This is a genomic window from Nitrosovibrio tenuis, from assembly GCF_900109785.1.
In the GTDB taxonomy this organism is placed as follows: domain Bacteria; phylum Pseudomonadota; class Gammaproteobacteria; order Burkholderiales; family Nitrosomonadaceae; genus Nitrosospira; species Nitrosospira tenuis_A.
Genome location: NZ_FOBH01000001.1, coordinates 424,575 through 449,951, shown reverse-complemented (window position 1 = coordinate 449,951; position 25,377 = coordinate 424,575). Strand labels below are relative to the sequence as shown.

Here is a 25,377-nt window from a genome sequence, read left to right as displayed (position 1 = left end):
AAGCTTGAATCGGCTCAGCCCGAACCCCGACACCAACAGGCAACGAGGCGTCTATCATGGCCGTTTTCGACATCAGACGTCTGTACGAAACCGCACACTGGTGAACCCAGCAGATATACAAACAAAGTGGACAAGCCTGAGGGCTCATTGAAGAAGGCCTGGTAAGAAAAATAGCCTTGCCAGAGACAGACTGCCAGACCTAGTACGCACCCGATTCTTTACTTCTTGTTCATCCGGGGAAGAATGAACCACAAGGCTATAAAGCATCCGCCCACCGCAAACGCCAGCAACGATGCTAACAGGCTCCCCGCGATTATTCTCGCGATCAGATAGAAGTCCACGCATAAACCCATTAGCAGAGGCAGCATGCCCCAGAGCAATAGACGCGTGGCAAAGCCAAATAAATTGCTCAGTAACTTTTTTCGTCCCGGTCTGCCGGTGAAAAGCGGCGGGCGTCATGACAAAAGCGATGGCTATCGCCGTCAGCGACAAGGCGAACAGATGAAGGTTTTGCTCGGAAGATGTGAGCATCTGAGAGAAGCCGTCATTAAATACCGCTATCAGTTGGAAGCCGAACAGGGCCTGTATGCCGGGTAAAACCATACGGCATTCCTCCAGCAGAAGCTCCGCGGCTTTCGACAACGGAAGTTCTTCGGTCCTGTCACTGGCTTGGGTATCAGTAGGCAATGGGGAAATTCTCATCTTATCTATTGTCTGCCCCAACTTCCGCAACTCAGCGGGCGCGTCCGAAATGCGAAATAGTACCGACGGAACCATTCCGCCTTAAGCAGGAATCGCCACGCTATTGAAAACGCGACGTTAATGACATACTAATAAGCCGGATCGGCTGGGTCTGTGCGCCGAGGCACATATTGAGGAGGACGCAACCGGATTTGATAGTCGACTAGGCTATAGTGTGAAGCGGAGACCCGACGGGCATGTAATAAAAAACCAGGAAAAGACCCTGCTCATGAAGAGCCTCTAAAAGCCGGGACTTCAGCCAGGACCCTGCAATTGAAGCCGGTATCTTCGATTTATAAAAAATGGATTAAGACCGACTGGGTTGGTCTTCGTTAAGAGGAACCCAGCCAGGAACCCAGCCGCGCATGATGCGATAGATGACCGTAAGCCGTTTCCATCCCAGCCAAGGCAGCGCATACCAGAGCATGAGCATTCGCCGGTCGAAACGGGAGTTTAAGTAAGTACCCACTTCATCGCATTTTACCTGGCCGGAATCCTTTCCTTTTGGGATAGCTTGACAGTTAGGGTAACGCAATTACCTGCAGGATTCTCTCCAGGCGTCCAGAGATAGATTTTTCTTCAGAAAGTCAAAATTCATTGCATTGGCTTGCGGGCAAAAGCTCGAGTTTGCGAGATTATATTCAATGCCGAACACAGCTTTCCGGGCATCAACAAATGGTTTGAGAGTGTTGCATTCGCCATATTGGAAGCATTCTTCATTCACAGCAAAGTCAAAATAATTCACAAGATCCTTTATTTGGTCAAGATCATTTTTCAAACCTATGGCGAGTCCGAGGCTATGCGCTGCTTCAGCAAGGGCTATGTTATAAGCCAGTTGATCATTGTAGCTGAGAGCAAAACCCGTATTGTTACTGTAGCCATCAACGTTGTCAGGATCGATACCGTCGCAGCCTTTTTGAGCAGCTTGTTCCATGCGAGCCCGCATGATGGGAATCAGGATATCTAGCCGTCGTACATCCAGCCACCTTTCGCCTGCCCAGCCGTCAAGATTCCGGCCGAGGACCGGGGCTTGAAATGCGCCGATATCGGGGCGCCAGTTTTCATAGCTGCCCGCACTAAAATAACAAATGACATGCTTGCCCTTCGATCGCAGTGCCGAGATAACGGCGGCGCTGGTATCGAAGAGATCGAGATTGTATACATCGACATTCACGGTGGTATCAAGCGTGCCGGTGTATTGGATTTGCCACTTTAATCCCGGAGCCGGTTGCCAGCGGTTTCCGTTGTTCACAACTGGTGGCGGTGATGCGGCACCCGAATCACTACCCAACCCTGCCGTATCGGTAGACGGACTGGCACCAGAACTTTTTATTTCGAACGCAACGAAATCAAGTTGGCTATTGTTTCCGCTACTTCTTGTCACGTAGCGTAAGGTTATCTGATTTCGGCCGCTGATAAATTGACTGGGGTCTGTTACTGTTGCAGCGATATTACTCCACGATCGGTCGGCTGCATCACGATTGTCCGCGATATAAACCCACTTGCCAGTTTTGACATTCAATAGTTGAAATTCCCATTTTTGAACGGATTTTTGTGGACCGCGATAATTAGCCTGGAATATAAGTTGCTGAATCGTTTTGTCAGGTGTAGCGGGCAGGTTGAACCTGAAGGTACCCAAATATCCACGCTGATCAGTTCCAAATTCTATATAGCTGTCTAAATTGTCGTCTGAGCCTTGCTGATCCTTTACAGCAAGAACCTCCAGGGGCTGGGGCGTCGACGAGCCTGTTTTATTTAATAAGTTGGATGGGAAAATGAATTCGGCAAAACTGATATTTGCCGTAAGGAGAGCCGTGCCTGCAAGTAACTGGATTAATTTTTTTATCTGTTTGGATCGATGCATCTTATAAACCAAAAGTTTTTTTATTGAATTAATGATGGGCTTGATAAAGATGGGCTGAGTAAACGAAGTCTTCGAAGTCTTAGTAAGCGAAATATTAGAAACTTTGATTGTTCTGGATTCCTGCATGCTGTGTCTTCCTCGGCGAAAGTTATGGAACTAAAATTAAGGCAATTGATCTGGGACATGATGAGCTGGGTGACATGATTCCAGAGTTGCGATCCTGGAGTTTAAAAATTCAGAAACAACTGATTTGTAAAGCGTGATCGACGAATTTTAGTGATCCCCCGGTAGCCAGATCCGGTGGCCACCCACATTGTTGCCAGACTGACAGTGAAGACTCTGGCGCTTTACCATCAATTAAATATCACATACGAGTTGCCGCCTTCGTTCACATGGTTGGGTAGTATGCGGTAGCGTCTTTGTGCTCGTCTTCCCCTCTTAGCCTTATTCCCCTGCCCTATTCCTCTTGTCCTCCTTTTCCCTGCCCTCCTATTCTGTCACTTCCCCAACAATCAGCATGCGCTTCAGGATGCGCGCCAGCTCGCCAAACTGCCGGACTTACATGCAGCAAATTAGCAGAACGATATCCTGGCCATCGATTGAGAAAGCGCGGAAATGACAGCCATTTAAAAAAGTTTGCTCTAACCGATATTTAAAATAACTCTGCCTTGAGCCTATGGTTCAGTAGGGATACTTTTCGGGCTTCCCAGCATGACGGACGAGCGTCCCGATAAACATTGAATTCACTGAAGCACTATTCATGCCAAACTTTTTAGTCACCAGAAATAAGCGGTTTTAAAAAAATTAACTCCAAAATTGTCGCTAAACCGCACTATAAAGATATTGGGTTGCAGTAACGCTCTGTTATTTATCGTGCTGTATTGTCGCTTTCTAGCGACAAAAAAGACCTATGTTGGTTATCGAACGGACATGCCTGTGTGTCAGCATCACGCAGAATTTGCTCCGACATCGACTTAAAAGCTTCATATTTTCTTGGAACAAAAACAAAAAAGTCCGCTTAACAAAGTCCCTCCGTAACCCCAAACCCTCCACATTTGCAAAAGGAGATTTCATTCATGAAAAAGAAGAACCCGAGCATGAAATGCTCACTGCTTGTCTCAGTGACAATATGGTTGGCGTCAATTGTTGGAGCAGCTCCCGCATTTGCCGATAATGCCGTTAAATTAAGGGTATTGCTCATCACGACCGGTGAGATAGCGAACGATATGGGATTCGCCTATATCAAGCCCGTCCTGGATGAGATGGGCGTGCCATATGATGTATTGAATGCCGAAACACAGGACTTGACGGCTGCAATGCTCGCCGCTTCTTCGGCCGGCGCCGGCTGTAAAGCTGCGGATGCGGGTTGTGTCGGCAATTATAATGGCATCATCCTGACGGACTCAGACCTGGTTCCCAACTTCACGCCAGCGGAATGGGACGTCCTGCACGATTATGAAAAAAGCTTTGGCGTACGCGAAGCGGTGCTGTCAGGATGGCCAGCCACTTATTGGGACCCGAACGCTCCTTTCGGCATTTACCTCGATTATGGCCTGGTCTTTTCGTCCAGCGGAAACTCCTACAATGCCCAGTGGGCAGTGCCTGCCACATACAGCAAGCAGGTTTTTGAGTATGTGAACCCGGCCAGTCCCTTTCCAGTTACGGACTTTGCCTTCGCGGCCAACCCTCGAAACGATGGTACCCTCCTGCGGGACGGCACTAAACCCAACGTTGTGCCGCTCCTTAAAACCCAGAATGGCGAGGCCCTGGTATCGATCGTGCAATACGTCCTGCCTCCGCAGACAACACCGGTACGCGAGGTCATGATCTCGACGATTACAAATGCCGACTTCCTTCTTCATTCCAAGGTCCTGGCCTACGAGTTCATCAACTGGGCGACACAAGGCGTCTTCATTGGGGCGCGCTTTGTCCATCTGGCCACCCATTTGGACGATTTGTTTCTTGCTGACGAGCTATGGGATCCCGCTCTTAAGGCAACCAACCCTGCAACTACCTATCGACTGAATAGCGCCGATATCACGAACGCGGTGAGCAAACAGATCGCCTTTCGTGCCGCCCATCCGACAGCCGGTACCACTTTCAAGCTGGATTTTCCATTCAATGGTGCCGGGGCAGTGCTGGATCCGGAAGCAGCGACCCTCGCTGCAAACCTGACCGATGACCTGGTGGCGGCGGTGGTTGCCAACAAAGCCAATTTCCGCTTCATGAATCACACCTTCTCGCATGCAGACATGGATAAGGCGCCGGTCCCGGCCAATGCCCCTTGTGATTACGCCACCTTGACTACTCTTGCGGCCATCCAGGCGGAAATCACCAGGAACCGGACTGTCTGGGGGCTTCTGGGTCTTCCCGAGCAAAGCCAGAATAACCGGATGCTCTTAAGCGGCAACCACTCCGGTCTCAAAGACCGCAAATGCACTGCTGATCCTGCCTTGCATCCGGAAATGTCCGACGTCCAATCTGACGACGTGGCGTTTGATCAGGGCGGGGCCAATCCGCTCTTCCTTCAAGCCGCTGCCCGCGCCGGGGTGAGCTATCTTGCCTCCGACTCGTCGCAGCGGGCGCAAAACCTCGAGCAGTACATCACCCAGTACGACGATGGCAGCCAAACCGATCGGATCATGCTGCCGCGCTGGCCGACCAATATTTTCTACAATGTTTGGAACCCGACTCAGTTGGTGGATGAGTACAACTACATCTTTCACGACAGGTTTGTGAATGCCGGACAAGATCCATGTCAGATACCCGGAGCCGTTTGCTCTCCGCGGGACTATGCCGGAATTCTCCTTGCCGAAGCCGATGCGGCAGTACGTCATATGCTGACCTTTAACAAGTGGCCTCATTTTTTCCATCAGACGAACCTGGCCCAATATGATGCCAGCGGCAATACGCTCCAGTTCGACTGGCTCAATGCTGTCTTCACGGCATACGAGCGGCTGTTCAAACTGCCAGTCAAGAATTATCCTCATTATCTGAGTGGCGACCATACAGCAGACAGCCTTAGCGCCAAATCCGCGATTATTCAGGCGGTCTGGAATCGCACGACCAACCAGGTGACACTATCCGCAAATAAAGCTGTACCCAACCTTTCGGTTACGGGTTTGTCGGGTGGAGAACTATATGGTGGTCAATTTATCCGTAGCATTAACGTAAATACCACCTCCACGACGATTTCTGTCAACCGGGCGCTCACCCAGTGACCATCCTGTGAGCATCCGCTACTTTCGAATATTCTGGCAACACTAAATAATTAGGAGGACCTTCAAATGGTAAATTACATCCACTCGATCCGGGCCGTCCCTGCCCTGCTGATTGTCGCCGTGACCGTGACCATCGGCGTGGGAGCCCCGGTGTTGGCATATGCTGCCGCCACCGAACAGACGGGCAACACCGGACAGGCTGGCAACACATCCCAAAAAGCCAATGATGAAAGAAGAAAGATAGGAGAGGCAAATGACCTTAAGCTAAAGGCGCGGGACCCGTTATACGCCGAGCAGGCGAAATCTCTGGCGGCGCAATATAAAGAAACGGCGGAGATCGTTGCACGCCAGGGCGGCAACCCCCAGCCGATTCTCGATGCCGCCGCTCAGCTCGAAGGTCAGTCTGAGGTTGTTTCAAAAGCCCGTCAGAATAAAAACCTTTCTATTCAGATTCCAGAACCCGCGGCCCATTCCCACAGTCACAATAAATAGCTTCCCTGTCGATAAGCACTTGGGTGCCCCCCGTAAAGCCGGGGGCATCCATTTATTTATCCAGCTTTCTTAAGATTCAGAAGGTAATTCAGAAGCGAAAGGAATATTGAACACCTGCTCCCGCAAAAGGTTGATTGGTCCTGCCGCCCTGGACATTGCTATAGAAGGCTCCGACACTAAGAATATCGGGACCCAATAATTGAATCCCCATTGACAACCGCCCGTTATACCCCAAGGCATCCGCTGGCCACACATACCCGGCCCAAACATCTGCAAGGATAAAGGGGCTCCTCAACACACCCTGATCAGGTGGTCCATAGCGAAAACTCGTACCCATACCCATCATGGCAAACCGGCGCGGCACGATGGTCTGAGGCTCCGCGATGGCGGGACTCAGTAACCCAGTCAAGTCAGAAGGAAGTGTCTGTGCAAGGGAATTGTCTTCCCATGAGCCCTGTAATCTGATCTGCCAGTCTCGAAAGCCGGAAAGCAGAGAATGCCCCATGATCGCTTGCAGCTTGTACCCCTTACCCAGCTCCCCTCCTCCTCTGGTCGAATAACGATGCCCATCGACCTCAAGATTGACAAATGTTTGCTGTGATAACTGAGTGGATATACCAAGCAAAACTGTATCTTTCGTTCCGAGCGCCCGTAGCGCTCCGGTCTCATGACTGAGTTCGTTAACCCCCACGCGCAGACTCGCTCTCAGCCTGTTGGTCAAGTCCTGGCTAACTCTAGCGGCGCCATAAGCAATGGAGTTCACTTCCCTGAGATTTCCGCCCACATTAGCCTGGAACATTCCCTGGCGAAGAGGATGTCTATATTCTGTTGAGATATCTACTTCATCAGTTGCAGGTAAAGTGATGTTGGGATCTGTAGAACTGAGGTGGATATGCCTAAGGTCCGTCGCCAGCACTCCACGCAAGTAAGGCACGTTAAGCCGGGCTCGACTTTCGATGAAATTGATGTTTCCGAGAGTCCTATAGTCAAAAGAGCCTGTTATCTGCCTGCTTGTTTTTACCACCAATTCATCTCTTAAATTGAAAAGGCTTGCTTGCAAGGGTGAAGGTTGTTTATGCGTCTCAAGAAGCTTATAGGTTGACGCTAATGCCTCTTCATTTCTGCCTAGACGCTTGAGCGACTCCATTTTATTAAATTCGGAAAGACTGTCATTTTCATTTTCAAGAATATTCGCGACAGTAGCGAGATCGTTTTCACCTAAAGCTAATGAAAGGCGCTGCCATGTTGGCGAATTTTGTCTCGTAACATGCTCATGTAATAACCAGTAACGCGCCGCGGGATAGTTCTCCTGGGATAAATACGCAGCGACAAGCAATTCCTGAACCACAGGATCATCGTATCCTTTGGCAAGCAGCTTCTTCAATAGGGATACATCTGCATTTGCGCCTTCCAGGTCGCGAATCAAAGCTATATATTCTGGACGCAATAGTTCCTTGATCTTTTTGCCTGGTGTTTTTCCAAGTTCATTCAGACGGGACCTTAGGTTAAATAAGACATGTTTTCGTAAATGCCACGCTTTATCTATATGCCCCGATTTGCTCAAGGCGTCTGCGTAGGTAAGCAGCCAAAGATAGTCATCGGGACTTATTCGTGATTTTCGCTCGAACCAGGGCAAAGCCTCCTTGTTCTGACCAACCTTGACCAACGCAACCCCATAAACGCCCCACAACGAGGGATTTTTTGAAGCTTCGCCTCGCCAGGTTTTAATGTGAGATTGCAGCGATCGCTTGTCACCCTGCCCAATCAGATTCCAAAAAATTCCTTCTTTGGCGGTAGTCGATGCAGGATTGACTTCCAAGGCTTGCTGGTAATCTTTCATAGCTGTTTCGGGTTGGCTCTCATGAATATTTAGCTGAGCGCGCATTAACCAATACATCTCCGATTTCAAAAATTGCGACTCATTGCTCTTCGCCTTTTTCAAAAGCCGCTTTAGTTGTTCCGTCAAGCCTGCCTGATTGGCAACATCCATAGAAAGCAGTAACCAACGAGATTGACTAAGACGGTGATAGGCCTCTTCACCGATGGCGATCGACTCTTCTGTTTTACCCATATCTCGCGTCAACTGGATCAGTCGTTCTGGGATAAGTGCGTTAGTACTACCTGATTTCCACAGAACGTTATAAGCCGATAGTGAGTGCTCAGGTCGTTTCAACTCCCACGAAAGGTCGCTCAGAATCTTCCAGAAGTACGTTTCTTTTGCTGGAGCATTATTTTTATTTGATAACAATACAGAAAGCGCCTTCTCAGATTGCCCGTTTTTCCATATTAATCTGGCTTGATGGGTCACAGTCTCTGGCACACGATTGAAGTTCGTCCCGATAAGTCCCCAAGTTGTCATGGCCTCGGTTAACTGTCCGGCATTTTCCTGTGTTTTAGCCAAAGCCTCCCACACCTGTAAGTTATTGGGATAGCGCTTTAAATAGGATTCCAGAAACTTAACATGATCAGATAAACTGCCGGCCTCATTATATGCAGACAATAAGCTATTCATTTCCTCACTGGTTAGTTTCCGCCTATCTGATAGCTGTACTAGCATTTCCAGCGCGGTACCGATTGAGTACAGCGCTTTTGAGAGTCTGATCGTATTCATGATGGACACATCATCTTTTCTATTTCTTGCCAGCCATAACCATTCTTTCAGGGCAACCTCTGGCATTACAGCCCATTCTGCAATACGTCCTAAACTTTCATGAGCATTTTCATCAGCTGGAGCAACCTCCACCAGCCGCTGAGCTAATATCAATGCGGACTGAATTTCCCCAACTGAAAGAGCGCGATCGACCTGCTTCCTGATTTGTTCGGGATTGTCAGGATCAAGTTCCAACCGCACGGCACCCATTTCATGTGCATGCCTTTGATTGTTGTCAGCCAGATGAATACTGATCGCCTCATCTAGCAGTTCAGGATCTTTGGGAAATCTCTGGTGATAGTTATGGAAATACTCGAGAGCGAGCTTCCTGTCACCGGCTGCTCGTAGAGTTTGAAGGGTTAGAAACGCAAATTGCCGAGCTTGCGCCGGATCCTTCGACAACGTATAGGATTCGTTATATATTTCTGCCGCCCTATGCGGCATCTCCGACGCGATATGCCATTTTGCTGATTCCTGCAATTTCTCAAGGCGTTCGGAAGAATCAAGAGTAACGGCCGACCATCGGTAATACAGGTTTGCAACAACAGCTGGTTGTTCAAGCTCCAGGCTGAGTTTAATAATTTTCGGTAATAACGTTATGGGAACCTGATGTTTACTGATCTCAATAATACTGTTTTGCAAGTTAACCAGCTTTGTTTTCCGGCTCGGGTCATCTTCCACTATTGATAAATAATCTTTTAAGTCAATTTCCAATACCAGTAGCCTGGTACTTAAGTCTGCTGGGCCATTTTCGGCTAGTAATGGTTCTAAAACAGTACGAGCCTCATCTAATTCGCCGAGGTTGATATGGTGTCGCGCAAGTTCCATGCGTAAGCCGGCATCATCAGGATTAATATCTAACAGAAGGTTTAAGTACAATACTGAAAGATGATCCGGCTTCTCTATCTGGAATAATTCTCTTAACCGATCCTCTCTATAAAACAAAAGGGCAAAAACAAGACTCAATGCCAAACCGAACAAAAATATTGTTTTTTTTAAACTGCCGAACAAGCTCATGATCGGGTACTCTCAGGGTTTCATTCATTCATGCCAGACATTTAAATACCGAAATCTTCCCTGGCTAGAGATCCAACATTATCGAGCAGCCAGGATTGATGCTGAAAGAACAAAAACCGAGCTTGATGCTGACACACTAGCTCTTCCGTTCGGTAAACCACATAATCAGAAATTTATTACAGCTAGGGCAAGAAACATCAAATAGAGAAATGTTCGTAAGCACGCCCGAAAAAATGATCAGTGACGATGCGCCCTGCTTCTCTCTTCTCCCCCCTTTAACATAGACGCAAAAAGTAAAACTTTCTGGCAGGGATTTGCCTGGAGGTTCTAATGATGAAATCCGGATTACAGAAAAGCCAGGTACGGCGATTGGATGTATCCCAGCCGGTGCAAGTGAGCGAGATAGAGCCGAAAGGTCGCCAGCTCAAGCGCATGTATGTGAGCTGGGGCCTGGCGAATGAAGCGACCAGGGTGGCTGTGGAAAGCCGTAGCGCCACCCAGGCGCGGGGATTTGTCCCGAATTTGGCAGGGGAGCTTACGGACCGACAACCCCGGGAACTTTTATCAATTAATAACAGACGACTGTGGCGTTACCGGGATTGGCCACTGGAAAGATAAATTTCCAGCCTTTACTTTGGTGCTGTCCATCCAGTCTGCCACCTGACCAATTGACATAGCATTTCCGTTCGGGTGGGGCCATGACTATTTCTAGCGGTGTATGAGCATGTATTTGTAAATTAATTCCCTCTGCAGTCTGCTGCCATTTCTCTATCTCGCCATTGCTGTGTAATAGATAAGGGGATGAGGGAGGATCAGGTGTGGTATACAATAGAACTTGACCATGATCGGGCAAAAGATGCACATATCGTCCTTGACGTGCATCACGAACGCCTACAACCCCCTCGGATCTTTCTAAATCAGGCCATCCTGTTGACACTGGCAAACGTACTGTACGTAGTGTATTCAGCCCTCTGATAGTCCACGCCCCGTCCATGCGGCGAGAGAGGGTCATGTTCTGGAATTCATTTACCTTCTGGCTGTACTCACTGACCCAGACAGCTCTATGTTCCTGTTTAATACTCCAGTCATACACGGCTTTCAGGGCATTAATGGATGCAATCTTAGTGCCTGAATAAAAGTGATAATGAATATGCAGTGGTTTCAGACGGAGTGGGCTGTCCGTAAGCCGCATGGTTTCGATAACCCGATTAAATCCATAAAAAGGGCCTTGCCATCCATTTGTATAAACATGGTCGCTTGCAATGGGGGCATATACCTGGAGCTGATCATTAATTGCATACCCGAGAGGAGGCACGCGGGTCATCGTGCGTTCATCATCGAATATCGTCGCGCCACCACCGTTCATATTCTCCAATCCAAGCGAACGCGTCAGAACTAGGGCCTCTTTATTTGCCAGCCCGTCACCCGTCCAGAGGAAAACACGGGCATGTTTGTTCTCGGGTGCCAGTGTTTTATTGATATATTCTGCTGATCCCGCGATTTCCCGTTTTAAGTCAAACTCATATCCATCAATAGCAAGGTGATAATCATCACCTGCAGCCATAATATTGTTCTTTTGGAACCATGCTGAAGGATGACTATAGGAATGACTTGCTATTTCCACATTGTTCAGTTTAAAAATATCTCGTGCTATTGTTTCGATCGGGGTTAATTTGTCAGATGAACGGCCACTCGCTGTTTCTCCTTCAATTATGGAAACTGTTGAAGGCAGATTATATTTTTGCAGAAAGTGATCTTGAATGACTTTTACGGCCAACGGCACGCCGGGTATTTCTGCTTTATTCCCAGCTCCATCACCATCCACCTGTACCAGCAATAAACGCCGGCCATTCTCAGTCGTGACATCAGGTACAGGTATTCCTGTCAGATCAAGAGCCTTGGACAAGAATTCAAACGGATTGATGATCCATCGTTGGCGTCCCTGGTAACCTGGCTCTATTACATAGGGATGCAAGGCAACACCTCCCCAATTTCCCGAAAACACAGCAACCAATGGCGCTTCCGATTGATCTGCCAAGCCTAGATGATTTTCAATACCGCTTTCGAGTGCTTGCCAGGCTGTTACCCCTTGTAACGTGGGGTTAGGCTGCGCCTCATAACCAACAATCTTATCGCTCTGCCCAATTTTGAGTGGCCCCTGTAAATTTTCTGACTGACTTAATTTGACCCCTAGATGTTGCAAAAAAGCATTGTCCGCTTTGAAACCCAAGTTTCCCAGAATAGCAACCTTTACTCCGGAATCTATTTGCCGCAACAGCCAATCTCTATAAATCGTCGGTATCAATAAGCCATCGTTGTTGAACCAGGTCACGATCCCTGCATATTGTCCTGTCAATAAATTGCCTGGTAACCCTACATTCACATCCATATAATCGAGCGAATAGCCCAGGTATTCCAAAGGCATAGCCAGTAATTTATGAACATCTGTCTGTTGCAGGCCTTCCGGGTAGTCCTTCCCATCATAAAGCGCCAAAACTCGTCTGGGAAAAACTTCCACTTCGCCAATGCCCAGGATATCCAGCCCGGGATTTGCCACCCAGGGGGTAAAGCCCAGGTCAGATATTTGTTTGGCGGTAGTGCGCGCCAATTGCTTCTGCTTTGGGTCAACGTAGTCAATGACGATTACCTGTAATCCATATTGATCCTTTGCTTGCTTTAACCTCTCGAGCAACCAGTAACGATCAGGCTCAAGAACTTTTGTATATTGTTGACTTGGGGGATCCCATCCCTGGAATAGCGATTCAGCAGCTAACGCAACCGCATATCCGCCAACTTCCGGTAAGATCGCAAATCCCCGGTTAAGTATAAGATCGACTCCCGGAAAACGCTGATGTATGCGTTTAATCAGATTCGACAATGCTTTTTCCTGAATCAATCGGCCGCCAGGTTCAACGACAGATATTTGATAACTCTCCAGTCCATCCAAAAAAAAACCGCGGTAGCCTTTTTCCCATAACCGGGACAAATATTTATCAACCAGGTAGTCGTGCCATCCCTGCTGGGTGAGGTCAATGATGCTGCTTCCCCATTCTTTATTACTGGCCATAAACCAGTTTCTCGGGATTTCGGAATACCAGGATCGTGACCAGTTGACCTCCCCAACACTTACATAAGCGAATACTTTGGTTCCCTTATCACGAAGATCAACCAGATTATCCATATTCTCAGGTTCTACTATGACTTGCTTAAAATGAGAAAGTAGATTTATCGGGGCTGGCCGGCCGTAAAAAAAGGCGGTACTGGAATCAGCGTATGCGGGGAGGAAAACCGAGGATAAAAACATGCCAGTAAGCGTTATAAAAGCATAATGGTTTGAAAAAGAATACACGGGTGTTTAATTCCTGTGCTTGGAGGCAAACGCCATTCCTGCGTATCGCCATCATATTGCCGTCTGCAATATGATGGCATTTTCATCTTCTTCAGCTTCCGACCGCTTTCATCAATCGATTAAAATGTCTGAAGATTCCTGGCGGGACCTGGTCTTGCCATATACTTATTTGCTCCAGCGTAATCGATTGATTAACGTAGCATGAACGTATCGTAAACTAATCGGCTAAGTCTTTTTGAGACGATGGCCATACCCACCAGTGTAGTTGTTACAACGGACAAGGCGAAACCATAGCCATAAAATGCAGGCCCCAGATATTGACTCAGAAGTGTGAATACGATGTTTGAGGTAATAAATAACAAACACAGATACAAAGCATCTTTACGATTATCAAAGTAGAACAAAATGTTGAGGACAGCCAGCAATAATACTTGGACACCCACCGCAACCAGGTCAATATTTAACAGTACTCCATAAAAAGGTGATATTCCTACCCATGCCAGTAATTTATCCCCCACTGCCAGCAATATAATGATGGTCATTCCTTGTACCTTAAAGATTTCGATAAACCCTCTTCGAATTGTTACGACCATTTCTTCATAGATCTCTAAAATAAGCTTTAAGGGTGCACCACCATTAATGGCACCATAAAAGTTTTTATACTGTTCTGCAAAATCCGTCTCCATTCGCAATAAAAATACTGCCATACCCGGTATGATGGATAAATATGCAAGAAATATGGGAAGATCATAAATCGGCGATCCCCGCAAGGGTGAAATGATCGCAACGCTGGTTTGAGGATTGAACCAGAAAATAAATTTATCAGCCCAGATACCCAGGTTATAAAGAAAGCCGGTAATTGCCAAGGTTGGGAATATTTGATTTCGCCGTAAAAAATCAAAGGCGATCAATTTATTACTCGAATAGGAGCGAAAAACTACAACCAGGAGCATAAATAACAAAATACTATGGCCTAAAACAAAACCAGAAAGCAGGCCTTCCAGTCCAAAGTCGCCTAGCTCGATAGCAGCCCAAACGGTTATCCCATAACCTAACAGAAAAGCTAACAAAATCTCACGGTATGCTTTCACTCCCGCTAAAACGATCACTACAATCCAGATCGTGGAAAGGATAACCAGACCGCTCAACATCAACAAACGATATAACACCGAGCCGGTAAACAGGTAAATCGAACAAAAACCCGCAAGCGTTCCGCTGACGGTTATTACAATAAATATGGCCCCTGTTAGATTCGGTAAAACGTGTTCATCCTGTTTTTCATACAACCTGTCCGAAATAAAGCGTGTGATCATCAGCTGCAAAGGACTGGTCAGGATTAAGGAAATCGCCATCAGATAAGTTACAGATATCTGAAACTGCCCAACATAAAAAGGTGTACTTGTGTTTTCTGTATTGATGATACCGATCAGGAGGATGCCAATAATTGACAATACCCATGGGCCCGAACCAATGATTCCGGCGAAGCCATAAGCAAGCAGTAGTCCTGACAAAGTATCAGTTCTCGCCAGCTCCCGCAGTCGAAACCCAATGCCAGCCATTATGTGGGGCTATCCAAATTTGGGCATAAGGGCTCTGCAAAAAACGCGAGGCAGTGCGTTACGCCAGCGCATGGCAGCCAGAGTCTTCATGGCCGCCAAAAGCGCGGAAAACGATAGGGAGAAATTGAAAGGGTGCACGTCTGTCAGAATTGATCGATGCAGTTCTGCGTAAAATGGGGTACCCGGAACATAATCGCCCCTTGATGCAGAGTTGTAACACACCCCTCGACAGTGACTCATTGTGTCAGCGCCTGGTCATAAACGCTTTTGTAGCTGTCAAGCATTCTGGACTGCGTATAGTAGGTTTCAACGCGTTGAATACCAGCTCTCTTTGCTGCATGCCAACGATTTTCATCGGTCAGCAGTGTAATCACAGCCGTAGCAGTTGCTTCCGGATCTGCTATGGGAGTCACAATCCCTGCACATCCCAAAGCACAGTCCTCGTCGCTGTTACCTTCGACGATTTCCCGACAGGCACCCACATCAGTAGTCACGACTGGCAGACCGCTTGCGAAAGCTTCAAGTAATACCAATGGAAAGGCTTCACTGATTGATGTCAGTACCAGCAATCCCAGACGAGGGAGCACGTCGCTAATTTTCTGGAACCCCAGAAAACGTACTTTTCCTTCCAGCCCCAGCTCCCGAATCAGACTTTTACATTCCTCCACATATCCCTTATCCTCATCTTCCGGACCAATCAGCCAACCTTCCGCTTCAGGGAGTTGAATCACAACTGTACGCATAGCTCGGATAAAAGTCTTGATATCCTTTATCGGCACTATCCTGCCGAGCAACCCGATCACGAGCGGGATTTTTCCTGGCCATTGCGCACGGATAGGAAGAAAACGCTCCATTTCCATACCGTTGGGAATAACTTGTGTTCGGTCACGATCTGCGCCATCGGCAATTTGACGCCTTCTATTATTCTCATAAAGACTTATGATCGGATTTGAGGCTGTATAAATAAGCCTGCCAAGCGATTCAAAATATCTTATCCACAATAATTCCTGATATTGCATTCCCATATACAGAGCATCACTTAACGAATCACGATGCTCTTTAATGAAATGGGATTGCAGGTCTACTTTTCTTTCTTTAGTGTAAATACCATGTTCCGTTAGAATAAGCGGTCGATTGGTTCTGTAATGCAGTAATACCCCTAGAAAACCCGCGAAGCCAGTGGATACGGTATGGAATGCTCCAGTCGCCATGGAAAACCGATCGGCAACACTGGCAAGTAAAAACAATGGAATGTGCGTAGCTTTAATTGCCCACAGATAATGGATGAATGAATTCCCCGCGTTATATTTATTGTAATACTCACAGATATGCTGCCACGCTGCATCGCTAAACGAAAATTCCTCCGCACTGAAGCCAGACGGCTGCCCTAATGAAACCAAAAGTTTCTTTAAGGCAGCCTCATCAAATCCTGAGCACGGATTTCGGAACCGTTCATGAAGCTTGCCTGACTCTACAATATATTCATCATTACCCTTACAGGCCTTTGGTTTTGACTTGAAAAAAGGCTCCCATAAATAATGACATTCCAGGTGAACGACGTTATCGGGCAAGACATATTTTGGTTCGTCATAATCGCTCTTCCTGGATCCCAGAAAAATTAGGGAAAACGTATACTTTGGCAGCCCTTCGATTATCTGGTGCACCCAGCCGGAAACCCCACCCCTGATAAATGGATAGGTGCCCTCTAACAAGAGTGTGATATCGGCATATTTCTGCTGCTGCATCAGATCTCTTTCCGCCAGAATCGTGCTGCCGTTGTTAACAGGGGATAGGCTGCGGGAAGTTCTATCGCCGCCATTAATTGCTTCACTTCGTGATAATGGCGGCTACAAAAGGCTATTTCGGCATAATAAGTTAGCAAGCTTATATATTCGATTCCGAGAATTTCAGCCTTTTTGAATTGCTCAAACGCCTGTTGATATTTTCCCAACCTCAGCAAAATTTGAGCGTACTGGAACAGGATTCCCGAATCCTGGGGAGAATATCCAAGACCCAGTTCAATATATTTGTAGGCCATGCCGAGAACATGTTTTTTCGCCTCTCCTTGAACCAGACCAAGATGCGCCAATTCCCAGTAATCATTAGCGATCTGCCGATACAATTGTTTTTTTCCGGAGTTTTCCTTTTTTTCAAGTTCCTGCTTGGATTTCTCAATGCGCTTGCTCAGCCTGTACTCTTTGCGGTCCAATAAAGCGTAAGCAAGTAACCTGATATCATCAACCGGATCGCCAAGTGCCATACGCAACAATGGAATTGCATCTCTATCCTTTAGCTTTAATGTTGCGTACACAGCTTGCAGCCGTCTATCAGAATTTCTGGATCTGTATAAATCATGCAGACTATGCAAATTAACAGGCTGACCGCCCGTAACGGTAGTTTCGGAAGGAAGATCCCGAATTTTATTTATATTCATCAGAAAATTCGGTCTTTCCGGTTTGGAGGAAGAATGGCCTGCTACAACTGGTATCGCTGAAATCAGCCCTATCAATCCCAGCACAGGCAGATAAAAAATGACCACAAAGAAAAAAATAAAAACACTCAACTTAGATTCATTGTGATTAGGCACAATGAATTTAGGGAAAATATAGGCGGCGACAGCACTTGCAATAAAATGGCAAAATAAGGCTGTTATCAGGTTCTGTTCGGATAGGGATTCATGGAAAATTAGCTGTACACCCTGTATTTCTAATCCCAGGGCAAGAGTAAGTAGACTTAATTTATACAGAACTGGAAATATGCGCATTTTTATTCCTCCTAATTCTGGTAAAACTCATCTATTTCCAGTAAAACTTTTTCTCGCGAAGTTTTGTTACTTAAAGTCCATATACAAACTCTAATATTGCCCTCATGAAAGCTAAAGGCCATCCTATTCAATCCATGACAAACCGTTTCAGCCGATGATTTCGATAATTCAATGCGATTTAGAAATTCATTTGCGCCATTTTCATCCGTATGGGGTAGTAACATCAAAAAGACCTGGCGATCCCAGCTATCTTTAACGATAAGAATTTCGTCCCCTCCCCGCAACTCGGCCTGAAATTTAGCAAGAAATTTCCTCTGCAGCTCTTCAGAGCTGATAATTGTTGCAATCGTCACAGCAGAAGTCTTTAAGTTTTTAATCTCCCCTAGAATTCGGCGCAGCCTGCTTTCAAACACTTTTTTACCATCAGTGTCATTACAACAGGACTCTGCGCGCCGCTTGATAAGATCACCAACTTTTCCGCCCAAAACGGCCAGAAAATCCATGGTACTTTCCTGCAATGCAAACAATGGCATCTCATTCACGACAATCATCCCCCAGATTTTGTGATAAACATCTACCAGAGGGATGGCGACTAGTACGCCAACAACAGCCATTGCACCATTTTTTTCGGTTTCGATACTCGCAACATGTCCGGTGCGCAGGGCTTCTTCTATTACAGGGTCTGAGGCGAACAAAGTACAAGGCTGTCCTAACGACGCCACAGGCTTAGGCCCAATTTCCCGTTGTTCATTGACCGCGTAAATCCCCGCCATCTGCACATTCATATAGCTGCCTAGAATTTTAAGAATATTCTCCCCAATACCAGCTAGTGGTTCACCTTTATGTTGTTCTAAAGTTAAAACTTTCTCCTTCAGATCAAGCAAGGATAAACGCAGGCTTTTTGCCTGACTTGCCAAATGCTGTTCCAACTGATAGTGCGAGGCTTTGATAAGGTGGTATGAGCGGGCAAACTTATCCATTCTTACCTTAAGATGGGTATATTTGTAATCCAGCATGTTTATCTTACGAGCCCACGATTCATAAAACTCAGCCGAAATAACTGTGAGTAGCAGCAAACCGATTATCATTTCTTCGGGAAAAAAAGAGACTTGAGGCCCCCCCAGGTAAATAACACAGGCGATCATGCTTATAAGCAATGCAGCCGAAGTTATCCCCCACACAAACCCATATCGAAGACTAGTTAATAAAGGAGCAATAATCAGCCAGGGAAAATGATAATTTATGAAAAAAGGATCAGATGCATCAATAACATACCCAATTATTGGAAGTAATAATGTGATAACAAGTGGCTCTATCCACCTGGTTTTTAGTACCTTCTCCAATAACATTGACTTTTTCAACTGTTAACAGAAATCACGATTCGGTGATTTCAACGCTTGAAATCAACTCACCAAGCAATTTTTGTGCTGTACCACTCAGCGATCCTGTACTCCAGCCAGATCGCGCTCCCCTTGCGGACCAAACAACTTTGCCAGAGGAAATCTCTATAACTCGAATTGTCAAGCCAACAGCCGGTTCACTACCAACGCCGAGCTTGTACTGCCATTCATCAACGCTTCCAGTCACTGCATAAGAAACCTTATCCTTAAGAGCGAATAACAAGGCCTTTTCCTGACGCTTGCGGTCGTCGAATTCAAGCAATCCACTCTTGTCTTCGTCTTGCTGTTGGTACATTTCTATATTTGAAATCCCCCGAATTCTGAACAGTGTGGCCAGCATTTCTTCCACTTGTTCACCTGCCCGCGGAGTCTGTGAATAATTTTGAAAAGGCAGGATCATCCAACGTCCAGAAGAGGAAAATGAAGAGCCTTTCTGTACGTCAATTACCGAACAGGCCGTTAACCAATTAAGCAGGATGAAAAAGAGGAAAAATCTAGGGGAAAATCTAGGCTTTATATGAACATGTAGCAGGATTTTTTCATTACTTATTAACATAACCAACCCTCTTTTTTATTAATTTCCTCGGATACTGGCCTCAATCGGTTTTTTCCGACCGAGAAGATGAGTTTTGAATATCGCGTCTGATTGAATCTGTGCGCCACCCCACATAACACCTTGTGTTTTGAGCAGCAGGAAAGAAATCCGGGAAGACGGCTCAGCTCCAGCTGAGTGACCAATAATCACGCACAAGTATGAATCGAGATCGAGAGGCCAACATACAACAAGAACTTCAGGCACTTGCTAAACCATCGGTCCGGTTGGACACTTATAGATATAAGGGTGATGTGACACAGCCGCGGGAATGAATGTGTGTGCGTCATCCTCACCCATCGCAATCAGCGATCGGGTGGCGGCTGGTATGGAAGGGTATTACATGTATCGAATGTATTACCTATGTGCGAGCTCGAGATGGTGATATCGAGCGTAAGCCCGAGGCTCCCAATTCTAACTTGATAATTTTTCGATCCGGGGGCGTGAAACCGCGGCTTTTGACCGAGCGCGGCTATTGACTGAGCAATGGAGCCCGCCCTGGCGTGGACGGGTGGAATCGAACTACGTTCACGGCTTTAAGGCCGCGAACAAATTCGTCATGGCCTCGGTGGCCGAATATCGCGGATTCTAAGGCACGGGCCTGCCCTCGTTGAGGGCAACCCAGCCGCGTATGATACGATAAACGACCCATAAGCCTGCGCCCACCGCGAGGATATACGCAAGCATAATGCCAATAACGGTAGCGAACAGAATGGCTGCAATGACCAGCCAAAGCAATGCATACCAGAATGTGCGTATTTGCCAACTAAAATGAGAATCGAGATAAGTGCCGCGAACGTCGCTGCGTTTGATATAGTTGATAATCACCGCGATGATAGAAGGCCAGCCGGTAAGGAATGTCGTTATGATAAGCGCCGACCCCAGAATTCCCATCAGTGCGCTGAAGCCGTGCAGTAAATAGATGATGTGCGTAAGACGGACGAGGCCTGCTCGAGGCACAACCGACACAACTCGTGAGTCGGGTCCATTCATATTTGGTTTCCTTCAGCCTGGGATTTTCCGGGAAAGAAGCTCATGACAGAGGTAATGATAAACGGACGCCAACGGATGCCATGGACAGGCAATGCATCGGCCGAAATCAACCAGTTCTCTGCTGGAAAGTACGATTACTTGACCGGCGGTTTCTCTTTCTGCGGTTTCTCTTTCCCCGACTCCTCTTCCGTTAGATCCTCGTACGCTTCAGGCGGTGGATTTCCGTCGTATATTAAATGCTTGCGCTGCTGTAAATAAGCGTCACGCACAAAAAGATAAGGCTCCAGCGCAGCTTCGTCGCGAAGCTTCATGGGACCGGATAGCCTCGCCCGTGTGTCAATAGCGTCAAGAAAGGAAAGGGGTACCGTGACGGGCGCACCCACGGCAAAGAGGCCTGCGTAAAACAACGGATGAGTCAAGAATCGCACAGGAATTCCCGGGAAATCGCGATCACTGCTAGGTCCGAGGAAAGGGATAAACAGATAAGTTCTTGCGTTAACACCCCATACGCCCAGCGTTTGCCCAAAATCTTCATAATGTTGCGTCAGGCCCATGGGTGAGGCCACATCGAAGAGTCCACCTACCCCTAAGGACGAGTTGACGATAAAACGCAGGCTATCTTGGAATCCCTGGCGCACTTTACCCTGCAAAAAGACGTTTAAAACAACATTTGGATAGGCAAGATTATCGTAAAAATTGCTAACGGAGCGCTGAACTCTTGTTGGGACATAGTCGATATAAAAATCGGCAACCGGTTCCAGTACCTTACGGTCAACGAAATCGGTGAGCGCGTAGGATTTTCGGTTGACTTTTTCATAGGGGTCGATCTGGTCGGATGAAGCATCCTCCAGGTTGTGCGGGCGCATGGTAGCGCAGCCCGAAAGCAGCACAATACTCGCTATCAAAAGCAAGAGCCTCGAATGGCTGAGTCTCACCGATTGATGAAATGGTGTAATGCAATTGGCCAAGCTCAAATCCATCTTTTCTCCATTCGAATACTGACGAGCTTCAGACTGTCATCATGCTCATTCGCCTCAATTCTTCAGTTACCTTGCCTAAAGCTTTGAGAAACTTTTCCACTTGTGCCATCGAGTTACTGCTGCCCAGGCTTATGCGCACCGCGCAACGGGTCAGCATCGGGTCCACGCCCATAGCTTCCAACACATGACTCCGGCCGGGGTTCACGCTGGAACATGCGGCGCCGCTTGCTACTGCAAAACCCGCCTTGTCTAGCCGAACCACCAAGGTGTCCCCTTCGATACCAGGCAACGCAAAATAGCACGTATTGGGCAAACGCGGGGCCCCGCGTCCGAAAATAACGGCCCCCATTCCGATCAGCCCCTGCTCCAACCGCTCGCGCATTGCCAAAAGGCGTGCACCGCTTTCCGCCACCCGCGTTTTGGCTAACCCGCAGGCAACACCAAACCCCACGATCGCGGGGACGTTTTCAGTACCCGAGCGCAGCCCGTTCTCATGGCCTCCTCCATAAATGAGCGGTTTGAGCGACATCCGCTTATCCATGATCAAGGCCGCGGCGCCCTTGGGTCCATAAATCTTATGGGCTGACAATGTTATGGCATGGACCTTGAGCGAAGCAAAATCCACAGGAATTTTCCCGAAAGCCTGCACCGCATCGGTATGCACCCATGCGCCGCACGCCCGCGCTTTCTCCGCGATTGCCCCAACATCCTGGATGACGCCGGTTTCGTTATTCGCGAGCATTGCCGACACAAGCGCGGACTGGCGTTGACCAGGCTGCTGTTCCAGCATTGCGCTGTCCACATCGGCGAGATCAACCCGCCCCAGGCCATCCACAGCCAACCGACGCAGGTTCCACTTTGCATATGCGTTTCGCGCGAGCTCCTGGGCTGTCCGCATGACACACGGATGTTCAACCGAACTCACGATAATTCTTCCCGGTTTCAGATAGCCTGCGGCGCCCTGGATAAACAGATTATTCGCCTCTGATCCGCCACTGGTGAAAATCACCTGCGATGGTTGCACCCCGACCGCGCCTGCAACCTGCTCGCGCGCTTCGTTCACTGCCCTGCGGGCGGCCATGCCCAGCACATGACGGCTGGAAGCATTACCGAATTCCTTCTTGAAATAAGGCAGCATTGCCTCGAACACCGCATCATCCACCGGTGTTGTAGCGTTATGGTCGAAATATGTGTAGGTCATTCGTCGCCCTGTGCCTACCGATCGGCGCGGTGTCCGGATTGAAATTGATCCGGTTCCGATTCCGGGCGTTGCCGATTGGTCATACCAGGGCTGCTTCCTGCGGCTGCTTGCACGCCCGCATATCCTGCAGTACCGCAATATCCTTCACCTTGGGGCTCACCACCAGTTGCTCCAGCGTAACCAACGCCAGGTAATCACGTATTCGGGCATTCAGGTTGGCCCATAAGTCATGCGTCATACACCGCTGATCATTATGGCAATTTTCCTTACCGCCGCACTGCGTTGCATCGATGGGTTCATCCACCGCAAGAATGATATCAACTACTGATACTTCGCTCATTGATTTGGTCAGGCAGTAGCCGCCGCCCGGACCGCGCACGCTGCCCACCAGTTTATTGCGCCGCAATTTCCCAAACAATTGCTCCAGATAAGACAAGGAAATTTTCTGACGCTCGCTAATGTCCGCTAACGTAACAGGCCCCTCGGTGCTGTGCAAGGCAAGATCAATCATTGCGGTTACCGCAAAACGCCCTTTAGTCGTCAATCGCATTTTTTGCTCCAATAGAATTCATACTTTAAAATACTTTCTGAAAATTATCGGCTGTTAATACCCGACAACCCCTAATACCCGACAATGCTGGTCAAGTATATAAAGCCCCTCTATTGCGGTCAACTATTTTGTTGAGGTGGCTGCGTTACACCGGGTGAGTGCCAATTTTCTTCACAATCCTGGCTGGAAGCTCAAATTCGCGTCTGGGGGCAACACGGCGTCCCTTGGAATGGTAAAAATAGCCGAGGTTCCAGCCAAACGGCCAGGCTATTGAAGATGCCTCTATCTGGTCCGCTCGGTGTCCAGCTCGTTTTCATCTGAGCGGTCAATGCAGGAATCACCTGGAATTTCCTCGGACGCGCCCGAGCTGCCCAAAGCGATAGGCGGGGGTGTTTGCATCCGTTTTTCGCACGCGCCGAGAATTCCGCGCAATATGTTGACTTCTTCTTTTTCCAGCCGGGTACGGGCAAACAATCGGCGCAACCGCTGCATCAACCGTTTTGGCGCCTCAGGATTCAGAAAGCCGCTGCGGACCGCGACGCGCTCAAGATGGCTGAGCAGCAATTCAATTTCATCGAAGCGTGCCGCCATCCCGGCTATTCGTGGCACAGGCCCGGGCTCCGACAGCGCCATGCGCAACTCGTACGCCATCACTTGTACCGCGCTGGCGAGATTGAGCGATGAATATTCTGGATCGGCCGGAATATGCAGAATGATCTGGCACTTGCTTACCTCCTGAGTGGTGAGGCCCGACATTTCCGTGCCAAAAACCAGTGCTACAGGACTTTTCCGGGCATGAGAAACAAGTTCCAATGCCCCCTGGCGAGCATCAAAAACCTCATGCGAAAGATCACGCGAGCGAGCAGTGACCGCCGCAGCCAGCACCGTTCCGCTTAAGGCTTGGTCAAGGTCCGCACAAACCACAGTTTTGTTCAGGATGTCCCATGCGCCGGCGGCGCGCCTTTCCGCTTCCATGTCGGGAAATGATCTTGGATTTATAAGATAGAGGGAGCCCAACCCCATCGTCTTCATTGCCCGCGCCGCTCCGCCTATATTGCCGGGGTGGCTCGTATGGCTTAGCACTACGCGGACATTATCAAGCGGCTGGAGGGGATTCATATTAAAATCGCAGCCTGTTCAATTCTCGAACCCAAGTAATGCACCCTATGCTCACCATTGCGGTAAAAGCCGCACGGCGCGCAGGCGGTATCATAAACCGCGCTGCGCAGAATCTGGATTTACTGCATGTTTCACGAAAGGCACACAGTGACTTTGTCAGTGAAGTGGACGGTGCGGCGGAAGACGCTGTCATCAGGACACTGCTGGAGGCTTATCCCAACCATTCCATTCTAGCAGAAGAAAGCGGCGCTCAAGGTGATCCCGCCAAGTCGGAATATCAATGGGTGATCGATCCGCTCGATGGCACTACCAATTTCCTTCATGGCTTCCCGCATTACTCGGTGTCCATAGCACTGATGCATAAAAACATACCGACCCAGGCTGTCGTGTACAATCCATTTGCAAACGAACTGTTCACCGCCAGCCGCGGGCGGGGAGCTTATCTGAACGATCACCGTCTGCGCGTAAGCAAGCGCAATCAACTTGCCGATTGCCTGATCGGCACCGGCTTCCCGTTTCGCGAGTTTTCGAACGTGGAAAGCTATATGGCGATATTCAGGGATATCATGCCGAAGGTCGCGGGCATCCGCCGGCCTGGTTCCGCCGCGCTGGATCTCGCGTTTGTAGCGGCTGGACGCTACGACGGCTTTTGGGAGTTCGGGCTTTCGCCGTGGGATATGGCTGCCGGCTGCCTGCTCATCACGGAAGCAGGAGGGCTGGTGGGTGATATGGACGGCAACGCCACTCACCTGCAAAGCGGTAATGTGGTCGCGGGCAATCCGAAAATCTTCGGGCAAATGATACAGGTCATTTCACCGCACCTGGGCAGAGACTTAAAGATGAGTTAACAACGAAGAATTGCTCCGAAGAATTCCCTGAAGAATT

The 25,377-nt window shown here is 48.3% G+C and carries 18 protein-coding genes; 4 read left to right on the top strand and 14 right to left on the bottom strand.

Translation table 11 applies throughout. From position 1 onward, the window contains the following. Positions 1 to 144 precede the first annotated feature (144 nt). Together BMX00_RS01980 and BMX00_RS14675 are read right to left on the bottom strand one after the other, a co-directional pair. Positions 145 to 702, bottom strand: coding sequence for a DUF6328 family protein (locus BMX00_RS01980; RefSeq protein WP_281245888.1), 558 nt, complete (start codon positions 700 to 702; stop codon positions 145 to 147). 574 nt (positions 703 to 1,276) lie between these two features. Beyond that, the gene (locus BMX00_RS14675) at positions 1,277 to 2,731 is read right to left on the bottom strand and encodes an endo alpha-1,4 polygalactosaminidase (RefSeq protein ID WP_090826534.1); all 1,455 of its coding nucleotides are present in this window, start codon (positions 2,729 to 2,731) and stop codon (positions 1,277 to 1,279) included. A 950-nt stretch (positions 2,732 to 3,681) separates the two neighbouring features. Here BMX00_RS14675 and BMX00_RS01970 point away from each other — a divergent pair. Beyond that, positions 3,682 to 5,826, top strand: a complete 2,145-nt coding sequence (locus BMX00_RS01970) for an Agd3-related carbohydrate deacetylase (RefSeq protein ID WP_090826531.1) — start codon at positions 3,682 to 3,684, stop codon at positions 5,824 to 5,826. A gap of 66 nt (positions 5,827 to 5,892) precedes the next feature. Continuing rightward, complete coding sequence (locus BMX00_RS01965; RefSeq protein WP_090826529.1) at positions 5,893 to 6,318, top strand: hypothetical protein; 426 nt, start codon at positions 5,893 to 5,895, stop codon at positions 6,316 to 6,318. Between the two features lie 88 nt (positions 6,319 to 6,406). Here BMX00_RS01965 and BMX00_RS01960 read toward each other — a convergent pair whose 3' ends face one another. Then, a complete protein-coding gene (locus BMX00_RS01960) occupies positions 6,407 to 9,985 on the bottom strand; it encodes a tetratricopeptide repeat protein (RefSeq protein ID WP_090826527.1) in 3,579 nt (1,192 codons plus the stop codon). Positions 9,986 to 10,315: 330 nt separating this feature from the next. On the opposite strand from BMX00_RS01960, the gene BMX00_RS14265 reads away from it, so the two are divergent. Next, the gene (locus BMX00_RS14265) at positions 10,316 to 10,603 is read left to right on the top strand and encodes a hypothetical protein (RefSeq protein ID WP_143053022.1); all 288 of its coding nucleotides are present in this window, start codon (positions 10,316 to 10,318) and stop codon (positions 10,601 to 10,603) included. On the opposite strand, the gene BMX00_RS01950 is transcribed toward BMX00_RS14265, so the two are convergent. The 11 genes from BMX00_RS01950 to BMX00_RS01900 all read right to left on the bottom strand — a co-directional run bounded on the left by BMX00_RS01950 (position 10,554) and on the right by BMX00_RS01900 (position 24,492). Continuing rightward, positions 10,554 to 13,166 (bottom strand): bifunctional glycoside hydrolase/polysaccharide deacetylase family protein, encoded by a 2,613-nt coding sequence (locus BMX00_RS01950; RefSeq protein ID WP_177171736.1) that lies wholly within the window; start codon positions 13,164 to 13,166, stop codon positions 10,554 to 10,556. The two genes, BMX00_RS14265 and BMX00_RS01950, sit on opposite strands and share 50 nt — an antisense overlap. 359 nt (positions 13,167 to 13,525) lie before the next feature. Continuing rightward, positions 13,526 to 14,893, bottom strand: a complete 1,368-nt coding sequence (pelG, locus tag BMX00_RS01945; RefSeq protein ID WP_090826521.1) for an exopolysaccharide Pel transporter PelG — start codon at positions 14,891 to 14,893, stop codon at positions 13,526 to 13,528. A gap of 236 nt (positions 14,894 to 15,129) precedes the next feature. Beyond that, positions 15,130 to 16,638, bottom strand: coding sequence for a GT4 family glycosyltransferase PelF (gene pelF / locus BMX00_RS01940; RefSeq protein WP_177171735.1), 1,509 nt, complete (start codon positions 16,636 to 16,638; stop codon positions 15,130 to 15,132). Then, a complete protein-coding gene (locus BMX00_RS01935; RefSeq protein ID WP_090826516.1) occupies positions 16,638 to 17,657 on the bottom strand; it encodes a tetratricopeptide repeat protein in 1,020 nt (339 codons plus the stop codon). The genes pelF and BMX00_RS01935 overlap by 1 nt, the downstream gene beginning before the upstream one ends. Before the next feature lie 11 nt (positions 17,658 to 17,668). Beyond that, complete coding sequence (locus tag BMX00_RS01930; protein ID WP_090826514.1) at positions 17,669 to 19,006, bottom strand: PelD GGDEF domain-containing protein; 1,338 nt, start codon at positions 19,004 to 19,006, stop codon at positions 17,669 to 17,671. 25 nt (positions 19,007 to 19,031) lie between these two features. Further along, on the bottom strand, positions 19,032 to 19,613 hold the full coding sequence (locus tag BMX00_RS01925) for a hypothetical protein (protein ID WP_090826512.1): 582 nt from the start codon (positions 19,611 to 19,613) through the stop codon (positions 19,032 to 19,034). A 624-nt stretch (positions 19,614 to 20,237) separates the two neighbouring features. Then, positions 20,238 to 20,642, bottom strand: coding sequence for a DUF4870 family protein (locus BMX00_RS01920; RefSeq protein ID WP_090826510.1), 405 nt, complete (start codon positions 20,640 to 20,642; stop codon positions 20,238 to 20,240). A gap of 134 nt (positions 20,643 to 20,776) precedes the next feature. Further along, entirely contained in the window at positions 20,777 to 21,622 is an 846-nt protein-coding gene (locus tag BMX00_RS01915) for an MlaA family lipoprotein (RefSeq protein WP_090826508.1), read from the bottom strand. Between the two features lie 28 nt (positions 21,623 to 21,650). Continuing rightward, a complete protein-coding gene (locus tag BMX00_RS01910; protein ID WP_090826506.1) occupies positions 21,651 to 22,823 on the bottom strand; it encodes a cysteine desulfurase family protein in 1,173 nt (390 codons plus the stop codon). A 79-nt stretch (positions 22,824 to 22,902) separates the two neighbouring features. Further along, the gene (iscR, locus tag BMX00_RS01905) at positions 22,903 to 23,373 is read right to left on the bottom strand and encodes a Fe-S cluster assembly transcriptional regulator IscR (RefSeq protein WP_090826504.1); all 471 of its coding nucleotides are present in this window, start codon (positions 23,371 to 23,373) and stop codon (positions 22,903 to 22,905) included. A 282-nt stretch (positions 23,374 to 23,655) separates the two neighbouring features. Beyond that, positions 23,656 to 24,492, bottom strand: a complete 837-nt coding sequence (locus BMX00_RS01900; protein WP_090826502.1) for an RNA methyltransferase — start codon at positions 24,490 to 24,492, stop codon at positions 23,656 to 23,658. 38 nt (positions 24,493 to 24,530) lie between these two features. On the opposite strand from BMX00_RS01900, the gene BMX00_RS01895 reads away from it, so the two are divergent. After that, complete coding sequence (locus BMX00_RS01895) at positions 24,531 to 25,340, top strand: inositol monophosphatase family protein (RefSeq protein ID WP_090826500.1); 810 nt, start codon at positions 24,531 to 24,533, stop codon at positions 25,338 to 25,340. Positions 25,341 to 25,377: the final 37 nt, after the last annotated feature.

Bases quoted from the DNA above. Each gene is read 5' to 3' on its own strand.
- BMX00_RS01980 (WP_281245888.1), bottom strand. From the start codon at position 702: ATGAGAATTTCCCCATTGCCTACTGATACCCAAGCCAGTGACAGGACC.
- BMX00_RS14675 (WP_090826534.1), bottom strand. From the start codon at position 2,731: ATGCAGGAATCCAGAACAATCAAAGTTTCTAATATTTCGCTTACTAAG.
- BMX00_RS01970 (WP_090826531.1), top strand. From the start codon at position 3,682: ATGAAAAAGAAGAACCCGAGCATGAAATGCTCACTGCTTGTCTCAGTG.
- BMX00_RS01965 (WP_090826529.1), top strand. From the start codon at position 5,893: ATGGTAAATTACATCCACTCGATCCGGGCCGTCCCTGCCCTGCTGATT.
- BMX00_RS01960 (WP_090826527.1), bottom strand. From the start codon at position 9,985: ATGAGCTTGTTCGGCAGTTTAAAAAAAACAATATTTTTGTTCGGTTTG.
- BMX00_RS14265 (WP_143053022.1), top strand. From the start codon at position 10,316: ATGATGAAATCCGGATTACAGAAAAGCCAGGTACGGCGATTGGATGTA.
- BMX00_RS01950 (WP_177171736.1), bottom strand. From the start codon at position 13,166: ATGGATAATCTGGTTGATCTTCGTGATAAGGGAACCAAAGTATTCGCT.
- pelG (WP_090826521.1), bottom strand. From the start codon at position 14,893: ATGGCTGGCATTGGGTTTCGACTGCGGGAGCTGGCGAGAACTGATACT.
- pelF (WP_177171735.1), bottom strand. From the start codon at position 16,638: ATGCAGCAGCAGAAATATGCCGATATCACACTCTTGTTAGAGGGCACC.
- BMX00_RS01935 (WP_090826516.1), bottom strand. From the start codon at position 17,657: ATGCGCATATTTCCAGTTCTGTATAAATTAAGTCTACTTACTCTTGCC.
- BMX00_RS01930 (WP_090826514.1), bottom strand. From the start codon at position 19,006: ATGTTATTGGAGAAGGTACTAAAAACCAGGTGGATAGAGCCACTTGTT.
- BMX00_RS01925 (WP_090826512.1), bottom strand. From the start codon at position 19,613: ATGTTAATAAGTAATGAAAAAATCCTGCTACATGTTCATATAAAGCCT.
- BMX00_RS01920 (WP_090826510.1), bottom strand. From the start codon at position 20,642: ATGAATGGACCCGACTCACGAGTTGTGTCGGTTGTGCCTCGAGCAGGC.
- BMX00_RS01915 (WP_090826508.1), bottom strand. From the start codon at position 21,622: ATGGATTTGAGCTTGGCCAATTGCATTACACCATTTCATCAATCGGTG.
- BMX00_RS01910 (WP_090826506.1), bottom strand. From the start codon at position 22,823: ATGACCTACACATATTTCGACCATAACGCTACAACACCGGTGGATGAT.
- iscR (WP_090826504.1), bottom strand. From the start codon at position 23,373: ATGCGATTGACGACTAAAGGGCGTTTTGCGGTAACCGCAATGATTGAT.
- BMX00_RS01900 (WP_090826502.1), bottom strand. From the start codon at position 24,492: ATGAATCCCCTCCAGCCGCTTGATAATGTCCGCGTAGTGCTAAGCCAT.
- BMX00_RS01895 (WP_090826500.1), top strand. From the start codon at position 24,531: ATGCACCCTATGCTCACCATTGCGGTAAAAGCCGCACGGCGCGCAGGC.